Below are 9,320 nucleotides of genomic sequence, written 5' to 3' on the forward strand. Positions count from 1 at the left end.
CAATTCCATGCCGATGCAAAACTTGCTAGGATGCGCTGCTCATACCGGCACAACAAGGAACGTCCATGCCGCGCCTGCTGGGACTTGCCGATCTGGAGTTTCTGGAAGCCATTCTCGAGCCGCTTCCCGATTGCCCGTTCTTCGTGAAGAACGACAAGCTGCGCTATGTCGCGGCCAACAGCAGCATGGCAAAGCTGTGCGGGGTCCGGCAGGCGTCGGATCTGATCGGCGGCATGGCCGGGGATTTCTTCCCGCCGCATCTGGCGCAGTATTACGAACAGCTTGATCTGGGGGTGCTGGCCGCCGGCACCGCAGTGACCAATCACCTGCACCTGACCTCGACCCGGCGCAGCCGGCGGGCCGCGCTGCTGTTCACGCGCACGCCGGTGCGCGACGTGGCGGGCACGACGGTCGGCGTCTGCGGCACGGCGCGATGGCTGGCCGACACGATGCAGTTGCGCCGCCTTGTCACGGCCGCCGACCATGTGCGGGAACATTTCGAACAGCCGCTGGAGCTGCACAAGCTGGCGGAAATGGCCGAGATTTCGCCGTCCCAGTTGGAACGCGATTTCAAGAAGGTCTTCGGTACCACCCTGCGCGATTTCCAGCACAAGCTGAGGCTGGGCCATGCCATCCAATTGCTGCAAGACGGCACTGACCCGATCGCCGAGGTTGCGCAGGCCTGCGGCTATTCCGACCAGAGCGCGTTCACCCGCCGGTTCCGCAGCCAGATGGGACTAAGCCCCGGCGCCTTTCGCCGCCGCCTGCCGGCTGGGGGCTGACCCCAGGCGGGCAGGCGGCATAGATTCAGGCGTCAACCGCCTCGCGGCGCAGGATATGTTTCATCACCTTGCCCGATCCGGTGCGGGGCAGGTCGGACACGAAGACGAACTCCTTGGGAACCTTGTAGCGCGCGATCAGCGCCTGGCAGTGGCGGCCAAGATCCTCGGCCTGCGGGTCGTGGCCGGGGGCCGCGATCACATAGGCCCGGCCGACCTCGCCCCAGCGGTCGTCTGGGATGCCGATCACCGCCGCCTCGCGGACGGCGGGATGTTCGCGCAGGGCCGCCTCGACCTCGACCGGATAGACGTTCTCGCCGCCCGAGATGAACATGTCCTTGCGCCGGTCCACGACCGAGATGAAGCCGTCCTTGTCGCGGCAGCCGATATCGCCCGTGCGGATCCAGCCGTCCTCGGTGAAGGCGCGCTCGCGTTCCTCGGGGCGGTTCCAATAGCCGCCGATGACGTTCAGGCCGAACACCAGGATCTCGCCCGGCGTGCCGTCGGGAACGTCGCGGTCCTCCTCGTCCACCAGGCGCACGGATGTCAGCGGCCCGCACAGCCCGACCGCGCCCGCCTTTTCGCGCAGCAGGTCGGGCGACAGCGGCATCCCCAGCGTGGTGCCGGTTTCCGTCATGCCATAGCCATCGACCATGCGCACGCCCTGGTCCAGCCACCAGCGGATATTGGCGGGCGGGTTCGGCGCGCCGCCGGTGAACAGCGCCTTGAGCCGGGTCCAGCGGTCAGGGTCGAAGTTCGGCGCATGGCGCAGCGCATCCGCCATCTGCGGCACGCAGAAGTAATGCGTCACCCCCCATGCGGGATGGCCCAGGCGGTCGTTCGTCCGTTCCGGTTCGAACCCCGGAGAGACGATGAAGGTGCCTCCGCGCAGCATGGGCGGCCAGATCTGCGTGACGATGCCGATGACATGGAACATCGGGCTGTCGCACAGGAACACGGCGCCGGTATCCACCTCGCCCAGGACGTTGAAGTTCACGCCGGTGGCCAGCAGGAACGCCGAGGTCAGCAGCGCCCCCTTGGGCACGCCGGATGTCCCCGAGGTGTAAAGGATGATGCACGTATCGTGCCCCGAATGGGGCGCGGGGCGCGGGGCGGGTCGCGCCGCATCCACCGCCGCCGCGAAGCCCGTGAAGCTGGCGCCGCGGCATCCCGCGGGCAAGGCAGGCAGGTCATCGTCCGTATACAGGATCGCCGGCGTGCAATCGGCCAGCAACTGTCCCAGTTCGGGCCGCGTCAGCCGCCAGTTCAGGGGCACGAAGATCGCGCCCAGCCGCATCAGCGCCTGTTGCAGGATCACCTGATGCACGCTGTTGCGGGCCAGGACGGCCACCCGGTCGCCCCGGCCCACTCCTTCATCCAGCAGCACGGCGACGGCCTGCTGGATGTCGCGGTCCAGTTCCCGATAGCTCCAGCGCCGGTCGCCTGACAGGTCGATGCAGGCCAGCGCCCCGGGCCGGAGGCGCGCATGAAGCGCCACCGGGTCGGGCGAGATGAAGTCCAGCATTTGTTTTCCTCCTCCCCTTTTCCCTCGGCTCAGCTTGCTGCGCGTGACTTGTCGTATGCGCCCAGACCCGGCTTGTAGGATTTCTCGTCGATGAACTGACGGATGCCTTCCTTGCGGCCCTCGTTGTCATAGGCGTTGGCGGCTTCCTGCGCGCGCACCAGATAGTCTTCCGCCTCGTCATAGGTCATGGCGCCCACGCGGCGGACGGCGTCCTTGGTGGCCTTCAGCGCGACCGGGTTCTTTTCCAGCAGCGCGCGCGCCACCTGGGTCACGCGGTCGCGAAGCTGCGCCAGGGGCAGGCTTTCGTTCACCAGGCCCCAGTCGGCAGCGGTCCTGCCGTCGATCGGCTCTCCCAGCATGGCGTGATACATGGCCTTGCGGAAGGGCAGCAGTTCCACCGCCACCTTGGTCGCGCCGCCGCCGGGCAGGATGCCCCAGTTGATTTCCGACAGGCCGAACTTGGCCTCGTCCGCGCAGAAGGCCAGGTCGCAGGCGAACAGCGGGCCATACCCGCCGCCGAAGCACCAGCCGTTGACCATGGCGATGGTCGGCTTCTGATACCAGCGCAGGCGGCGCCACCAGCCATAGCTTTCGCGCTGCGCCTTGCGGGTGCCCTTGAGGCCCTGCGACTCGGTTTCGCGGAAGTATTCCTTGAGGTCCATTCCGGCGGTCCAGGCCTGGCCCTCGCCGGTCAGGACCAGGACGCCCACGTCGTCGCGGAACTCCAACTCGTCCAGCGCCTCCATCATGGCGCGGTTCAGCGTGGGGGACATGGCGTTGCGCTTGTCGGGGCGGTTGAAGCGCAGCCAGGCAATGCCGTCCTGGACATCATAGGCGACGGTGTCGTGATCGTTGGCCATTCTTGTTCTCCTTCGGGATATGCGGGGCCGGTCCGCGCCGAAGGGTCCGGCGCGGGGATGCGGTTTGCGATGGGATTGGCTTACAGCGGATAGTGGCCGGGCCGGGTTTCCACGGTGATCCAGCGCAGTTCGGTGAATTCGGCGATCCCGGCCTTGCCGCCGAAGCGGCCATAGCCGGAATCCTTGGTGCCCCCGAACGGCATCTGCGCCTCGTCATGCACGGTCGGGCCGTTGACGTGGCAGATGCCGGACTTGATCTGCCGGGCCACGGTCAGCCCGCGGGCGATGTCGCGGGTGAACACCGCCGCCGACAGGCCGTATTCGGTGTCATTGGCGATGCGGATGGCGTCGTCCTCGTCCGCGGCGCGGAAGATGGCGACGACCGGGCCGAAGCTTTCCTCGGTAGCGATGCGCATCGCGGGCGTGACGCGGTCCACCACCTGCGCCGGCATCAGCACGCCCTGGGCGGCACCGGCGCTATGCACGGTCGCGCCCTTGGCGCGGGCGTCCTCGATCAGGGCGATGACCTTCTGTACGGTATGGGCATCGACCACCGCGCCCAGCGGCGCGCTGCCGTCGCGCGGGTCGCCCGCCGTCAGTTCGGCGGCGCGCCTGGTGAAACGCGCGACGAAGTCGTCTGCGATCTCGGGCGCCAGGATGATCCGTTCGGTGGACATGCAGATCTGGCCCTGGTTGAAGAAGGCGCCGAAGATCGCCGCCTTCACCGCCTCGTCCAGGTCCGCGTCCTTCAGCACCAGGAACGGCGCCTTGCCGCCCAGTTCCAGCAGCACGGGCTTCAACTGCCGCGCGGCACGTTCCGCGATGATCCGCCCGACCTTGGTCGAGCCGGTGAAGTTGATGCGCCGCACCGCCGGATGGTCGATCAGCGCGCCCACGATCTCGCCCGCATCCTCGGGGGCGTTGGTGACAAGGCTGACCAGACCGGGCGGCAGGCCGCCTTCCTCCAGCGCCTCGACGATCAGGCCATGGGTGCGGGGACAGATTTCGGATGCCTTGAAGACCACGGCGTTGCCGCAGGCCAGCGGCGTCGCCAAGGCCCGCACGCCCAGGATCACCGGGGCGTTCCAGGGCGCGATGCCCAGGCAGACACCCGCGGGTTCCCGCACCGCCATGGAAATGCAGCCCGGCTTGTCCGAGGGGATGACCTCGCCCGCGACCTGCGTGGTCAGGGACGCGGCCTCGCGCAGCATGGAAGACGCGATCGTGACGTTGAAGCGCGCCCAGGGCTCGGTCGCGCCGGTTTCCTCGGCCATGGCGGCAACAAAGGCATCGGCCTTGCCGGCCAGCACATCGGCGGCCTTGAGCAGCACGGCGCGGCGGGCATTGGGACCAAGCGCGGCCCAGGCCGGAAAGGCGGCAGCCGCGGCATCAGCGGCGGCATTGGCATCCGCGACGCTGGCGGCGGGCGCCTCGCTGGCCATCTCGCCCGTGATCGGATTCAGGCGCCGGAACGTGCGTCCATCGGATGCGATGCGCGCGGCACCGGCGATCTTCATGCTGACAAAGCTCATGGTTTCCTCCTCCATGGTCTGCTCGTGGCGCGATCGCGAATCGCAGCACGGGCAACTTGCTATTCAACATAGCGATTGACTGCTATGCTTCATAGCATTAATTTCAGGATTGTCAGAACTCGCTCGGGAGGACAGGGATGTCCCGTGAATCCGCAGGAAAACCAAAGTACATCCGGGGCGAATCGCCCCGGCAGCTGCGGGATCTGGTCGGGTATCACCTTAAGCGGGCCTCGGCCCTTGACCTGCACGGCGCCAATGCTGCGCTGGAGGCGTCGGGCCTGCGGACCGTGCAGATGAGCGTGCTGCTGACGATCACCGAACAGCCCGGCATCAGTTCCGCCGACATTTGCCGCGTGCTGCGGATGCAGCGCGCCAACATCGTTCCGGTGCTTGCCGACCTGGAATCGCGCGGGCTGTTCCTGCGCGAAACCGACCCCAACGACAGCCGCATCCAGCGCCTTTTTCCCACTGGCAAGGGGCGCGACGAGGCCAGCCACATGCTGGGCTTGGTCGCCACGCATGAAGACCGGATGCTGGCCCGCCTGACCCCGGCCGAGCGTGACGACCTGCGCCGGATGCTGGCGCTGATCTGGAAAGAAGACGGCGACGGCTAGGCCGCGCCGAAAAACCTGCGGGGAGGGAGCCCCGCCCTTGGGAGGATGACATGCAGACCATTTCTGACCACCGCCACGGCGGGGGGCGGGCGCTGACGCTTGCCTTCCTGGCCGCCGTGATCGAGGGTTTCGACCTTCAGGCCGCCGGCGTCGCGGCCCCAAAGCTGGTGCCGGCCTTCGCGCTGACGCCCCAGCAGGTCGGCCTGTTCTTTTCGGCCGCGACCTTCGGGCTGATCTTCGGCGCGCTGGCGGGGGGGCGGATCGCCGATGCCTGGGGACGGCGCGCCGGGCTGGTGATCTCGCTTGTCACCTTCGGCGTCTTCTCGATCGCCACCGCCTATGCCGCCAGCTTCGAACAGCTTGTCGCGATGCGTTTCCTGACCGGCGTCGGCCTGGGCGGGGCCTTGCCGAACCTGGTCAACATCGCCGCCGAATCGGCCCAGCCGAAGGACCGCGGCAAGGCCGTCGCGATCATGTATGCCGGGGTGCCCCTGGGCGGGGCCATCGCCAGCGGAGTCTCGATTCTGGGACTGCATGGCGGGGATTGGCAGACGATCTTCCTGGTCGGCGGGGTCATGCCGCTGGTGCTGGCGCCCTTCATCCATGGCCTGCTGCCGCCGCTTGCGGTGGTCAAGGACCAGGTCGCCTCGGCCGGCAACGCCCTGGCAAAGGTCTTTGCGCCGGGCACGCTGATGACCACCGTGACCTTGTGGCTGTCGTTCTTCCTTGGGCTGGTGGTGGTTTACCTGCTGCTGAACTGGATGCCGCAGCTTCTGGTGTCGCGCGGACTGGAACGGTCCGAGGCCTCGACCGTGCAGATCCTGTTCAACATCGGCGGCGTCCTGGGCAGCCTGGTCGGCGGCCGGATGCTGGATCGCCCGCGCCCTGCCATCCCGGTGGCCTTGTGCTTCGCCGCCGCCGGCGCGGCGCTGCTGATGCTGGCGATGCTGCCCGCGAATCTGGGGCTGATGCTGCTGGGCGGCGCGCTTGTCGGGGGCGCGATCCTCTGCGTGCAGGCGATCTTGTATGGCGTGGCGCCGCAATGCTATCCGTTCGAAATCCGGGGCACCGGGGTCGGCACGGCGGTGGCGGTCGGCAGGCTGGGGTCGATCGTCGGGCCGCTGCTGGCGGGCGGCCTGGTGGCGGCGGGGTTCACGCCCTCGAACGTGATGATGAGCCTTGTGCCGATCACCCTGGCCGCCGGGCTGACCACGGTGGTCCTGCTGGTCAGGCGCCGGGCCGCCGCGCCCGCCCCCGCATAAGCCGGGCGCCGTCATGCTGGATCTTGCCGCGCTTCGCGCCATCGACTTTCACACCCATGCCGAAGAACCCTGCGGCTGCCATGCCGACGACGGCTATGACGACTTGCAATCGGCCATGGCGCGCTATTTCCGCGCGCCATGGGACCACCCGCCGACCATCGACCAGACGGCCGCCCATTACCGCGAACAGCGCATCGCCGCCGTCATCTTTCCCGTCGATGCCGAACGGGAAACCGGCTTTCGCCGCTATGCCAACGAAGATGTGGCCGAAGCCTGCGCGCGCCATGCCGATATCCTGATCCCCTTCGCCTCGATCGACCCGGCCCGCGGCCGCATGGGCGCGCGAGAGGCGCGTAGCCTGGTCCGCGACTTCGGCGTCCGGGGCTTCAAGTTCCACCCGACGATGCAGGGCTTCTATCCCAACGACCGCATGGCCTGGCCGCTTTACGAGGCGATCGCCGAGGCGGGGGTGCCCGCGCTGTTCCATACCGGCCAAACCGGTGTGGGCGCGGGAATGCCGGGCGGCAACGGGATGCGGCTGAAATATTCCAATCCCGTGCATCTGGACGACGTGGCCGTCGATTTCCCGACGATGCCGATCATCGCCGCCCATCCCTCGTTCCCCTGGCAGGACGAGGCACTGGCCGTCGCCGTGCACAAGCCGAATGTCTGGATCGATCTGTCCGGCTGGCGGCCGAAATACTTCCCGCCGATCCTGCTCCAATACGCCAACACGCTGCTGAAGGACCGGATGCTGTTCGGATCCGACTGGCCGATGATCGCTCCCGAGGGCTGGCTGGCCGAGTTCGAGGATCTGCCGATCCGCGACGCCGTCCGCCCGAAGATCCTGAAAGACAACGCCGCCCGGCTGCTCGGGCTGAAGGAGGCCGCATGATCCCGTTCGCCGCACCCGTGGACGACATCCTGTTCACCCTGGACCATGTCGCGCAGGCCGGCCGGCTGCCCGATTGGGACGCCGATCTGGCGCGCGAGGTCGTCACCCAGTTCGCGCGCTTCGCCGAGGGCGAGGTCGCCCCCGCCGACGAGGCCGCGGACCGCGACGGCTGCCGGCTGGACGATGGTCGGGTCCAGATGCCGGCGGGACTGGTGGCTGCCTACAGAAGCTTTGCCGAGCAGGGCTGGCAGGCGCTGTCCTTGCCCGAGCAGGCGGGGGGACAGGGGATATCCGGGGCCCTGGCGGGCGCAACAACAGAGATCCTGGCCGGCGCCTCCCATGCCTTCCAGATGGTCGTGGGGCTGGTGCCGGGCGCGGCGCGCACCATCGCGCTGTTCGGGTCGGATAAGCAGAAGGACCGCTGGCTGCCGCGCCTCGCCTCGGGCGACTGGCTGGCAACCATGGCGCTGACCGAACCCGGCGCGGGATCCGACCTGTCGGGCCTGCGGACCCGCGCGTCCCGCGATGCCGGGGGATGGCGGATCGAGGGCGAGAAGATCTTCATCTCGGGGGGCGATCAGGATCTGTCGCCGCGCATCCTGCACCTGGTTCTGGCCCGCAGCGGGGACGCGGCCAGCGGGGTCAAGGGGCTGAGCCTGTTCCTGGTCCCCTCGCATGACGAGGACGGCCAGCCCTTGCCGGTGTCCGTCACCCGGATCGAGGAAAAGATGGGCCTGCACGGTTCCCCGACCTGTCAGATGCTGTTCGACGCCGCACCCGCCGAACTGCTGGGGACAGAAGGCGCCGGACTGAAGGCCATGTTCACCATGATGAACCACGCCCGTCTGGACGTGGCCTTGCAGGGCGTGGCCCATGCGGCACGGGCGGCGCAGATCGCCCGCGCCTATGCCGCGACGCGCCGCCAGGGCCGGGCCGCGGGCGCGCCTGCGACGCTGGACGCGCATGCCGACGTGCGGCGGATGCTGGACGAGGCCGAGACACTGGCCATCGGTGGGCGGGCGCTGACCTATCGCACCCTGGTAGAACTGGAATTGAACCAGCACCCCGGCCTGGTTGATATTCTGACTCCGGTCTGCAAATTCGCCTGCACCGAAGGGGGCGTTGCTGCCGCCAATCTCGCCATCCAGGTGATGGGCGGCTACGGCTATCTGCGCGAATACCGCGTCGAGCAGGTACTGCGCGACGCTCGCATCACCACGATCTATGAGGGCGCGAACGGCATTCACGCTGTGGCTCTGGCAACGCGGCTGCTGCAGCAGGCAGACGGGGCGGCGGCAAGGGCCTTTGCCGAGTTCCTGGACCCCCTGCCCGAAACCCGCGCCATCTGGGAAGCCGCGCGTAAGCGGATGCTGGCCGCGCCGGACCCGGCCGTTGCAGCGCATGCCTTCATGCTGCTGACGATCGAGGCTGCCATGGCCGTGGTCTGGCAGCGCCTGGCGGGAGCCGCGCGGCAGGCTTCGGATCCCGACCGGATTGCCCGGTTGGCCAACTGGGAAGCAGCGCTACACCCGATCCGCCTGCGCCATCACGCGGACCTGGTGGCGCTGGCGCTGACCGCAAGACCAAGCCCGATTGGTCACGAGAAACAGAATTGAGGGAAAGCATCATGGATACCCATGTCGCCTTCCTATGGCATCAGCGCGATGCGCAGCACCGAAGCGATGCCGAACACGACACCTGCAAAGCAGGCCAGCTGGATCGCCGTCGCGGCGACGAACCGCGCGCCGGAATGAATGTAGTCCTCGGCCAGAACCTGGAGCCCCAGCGCCGCATGATGAAAGCCGGCCATCAACAGCAGGATCATGAGCCCGGAATTGAGCGGCGCCGCCAAC

The 9,320-nt window shown here is 68.0% G+C and carries 9 protein-coding genes; 5 read left to right on the plus strand and 4 right to left on the minus strand.

Going from position 1 to position 9,320, the window contains the following annotated elements; all coding sequences use genetic code 11:
- The first annotated feature begins 65 nt into the window (after positions 1 to 65).
- A complete protein-coding gene (locus IT40_RS17500; protein ID WP_036757848.1) occupies positions 66 to 782 on the plus strand; it encodes an AraC family transcriptional regulator in 717 nt (238 codons plus the stop codon).
- Positions 783 to 807: 25 nt separating this feature from the next.
- Here IT40_RS17500 and IT40_RS17505 read toward each other — a convergent pair whose 3' ends face one another.
- The 3 genes from IT40_RS17505 to IT40_RS17515 form a co-directional block, all read right to left on the minus strand.
- Positions 808 to 2,304, minus strand: coding sequence for an AMP-binding protein (locus tag IT40_RS17505; RefSeq protein WP_116171162.1), 1,497 nt, complete (start codon positions 2,302 to 2,304; stop codon positions 808 to 810).
- A gap of 29 nt (positions 2,305 to 2,333) precedes the next feature.
- Positions 2,334 to 3,164, minus strand: a complete 831-nt coding sequence (locus tag IT40_RS17510; RefSeq protein WP_036757850.1) for a p-hydroxycinnamoyl CoA hydratase/lyase — start codon at positions 3,162 to 3,164, stop codon at positions 2,334 to 2,336.
- Positions 3,165 to 3,244: 80 nt separating this feature from the next.
- Positions 3,245 to 4,696, minus strand: a complete 1,452-nt coding sequence (locus tag IT40_RS17515) for an aldehyde dehydrogenase (RefSeq protein ID WP_116171165.1) — start codon at positions 4,694 to 4,696, stop codon at positions 3,245 to 3,247.
- A gap of 137 nt (positions 4,697 to 4,833) precedes the next feature.
- On the opposite strand from IT40_RS17515, the gene IT40_RS17520 reads away from it, so the two are divergent.
- The 4 genes from IT40_RS17520 to IT40_RS17535 are packed head-to-tail and all read left to right on the plus strand — an operon-like array spanning position 4,834 to position 9,083.
- Positions 4,834 to 5,310: a MarR family winged helix-turn-helix transcriptional regulator gene (locus IT40_RS17520; RefSeq protein ID WP_052096102.1), complete on the plus strand. Its 477-nt coding sequence runs from the start codon at positions 4,834 to 4,836 to the stop codon at positions 5,308 to 5,310.
- A gap of 50 nt (positions 5,311 to 5,360) precedes the next feature.
- On the plus strand, positions 5,361 to 6,572 hold the full coding sequence (gene mhpT / locus IT40_RS17525) for a 3-(3-hydroxy-phenyl)propionate transporter MhpT (protein ID WP_052096103.1): 1,212 nt from the start codon (positions 5,361 to 5,363) through the stop codon (positions 6,570 to 6,572).
- A 13-nt stretch (positions 6,573 to 6,585) separates the two neighbouring features.
- A complete protein-coding gene (locus IT40_RS17530; protein ID WP_036757852.1) occupies positions 6,586 to 7,467 on the plus strand; it encodes an amidohydrolase family protein in 882 nt (293 codons plus the stop codon).
- Positions 7,464 to 9,083 carry an acyl-CoA dehydrogenase family protein gene (locus tag IT40_RS17535; protein WP_052096104.1) on the plus strand — a complete coding sequence of 540 codons (1,620 nt, stop codon included), beginning with the start codon at positions 7,464 to 7,466 and terminating at the stop codon, positions 9,081 to 9,083. Before IT40_RS17530 ends, IT40_RS17535 begins: the two co-directional genes overlap by 4 nt.
- Positions 9,084 to 9,115: 32 nt before the next feature.
- On the opposite strand, the gene IT40_RS29310 is transcribed toward IT40_RS17535, so the two are convergent.
- Positions 9,116 to 9,320 (minus strand): succinate dehydrogenase/fumarate reductase transmembrane subunit (locus IT40_RS29310; RefSeq protein WP_036757855.1); only part of this gene is annotated, 205 nt, incomplete at its 5' end.

Source organism: Paracoccus versutus (genome assembly GCF_000763885.1).
Classification (GTDB): domain Bacteria; phylum Pseudomonadota; class Alphaproteobacteria; order Rhodobacterales; family Rhodobacteraceae; genus Paracoccus; species Paracoccus versutus.

Bases quoted from the DNA above. Each gene is read 5' to 3' on its own strand.
- IT40_RS17535 (WP_052096104.1), top strand. From the start codon at position 7,464: ATGATCCCGTTCGCCGCACCCGTGGACGACATCCTGTTCACCCTGGAC.
- IT40_RS17515 (WP_116171165.1), bottom strand. From the start codon at position 4,696: ATGAGCTTTGTCAGCATGAAGATCGCCGGTGCCGCGCGCATCGCATCC.
- IT40_RS17520 (WP_052096102.1), top strand. From the start codon at position 4,834: ATGTCCCGTGAATCCGCAGGAAAACCAAAGTACATCCGGGGCGAATCG.
- IT40_RS17500 (WP_036757848.1), top strand. From the start codon at position 66: ATGCCGCGCCTGCTGGGACTTGCCGATCTGGAGTTTCTGGAAGCCATT.
- mhpT (WP_052096103.1), top strand. From the start codon at position 5,361: ATGCAGACCATTTCTGACCACCGCCACGGCGGGGGGCGGGCGCTGACG.
- IT40_RS17505 (WP_116171162.1), bottom strand. From the start codon at position 2,304: ATGCTGGACTTCATCTCGCCCGACCCGGTGGCGCTTCATGCGCGCCTC.
- IT40_RS17530 (WP_036757852.1), top strand. From the start codon at position 6,586: ATGCTGGATCTTGCCGCGCTTCGCGCCATCGACTTTCACACCCATGCC.
- IT40_RS17510 (WP_036757850.1), bottom strand. From the start codon at position 3,164: ATGGCCAACGATCACGACACCGTCGCCTATGATGTCCAGGACGGCATT.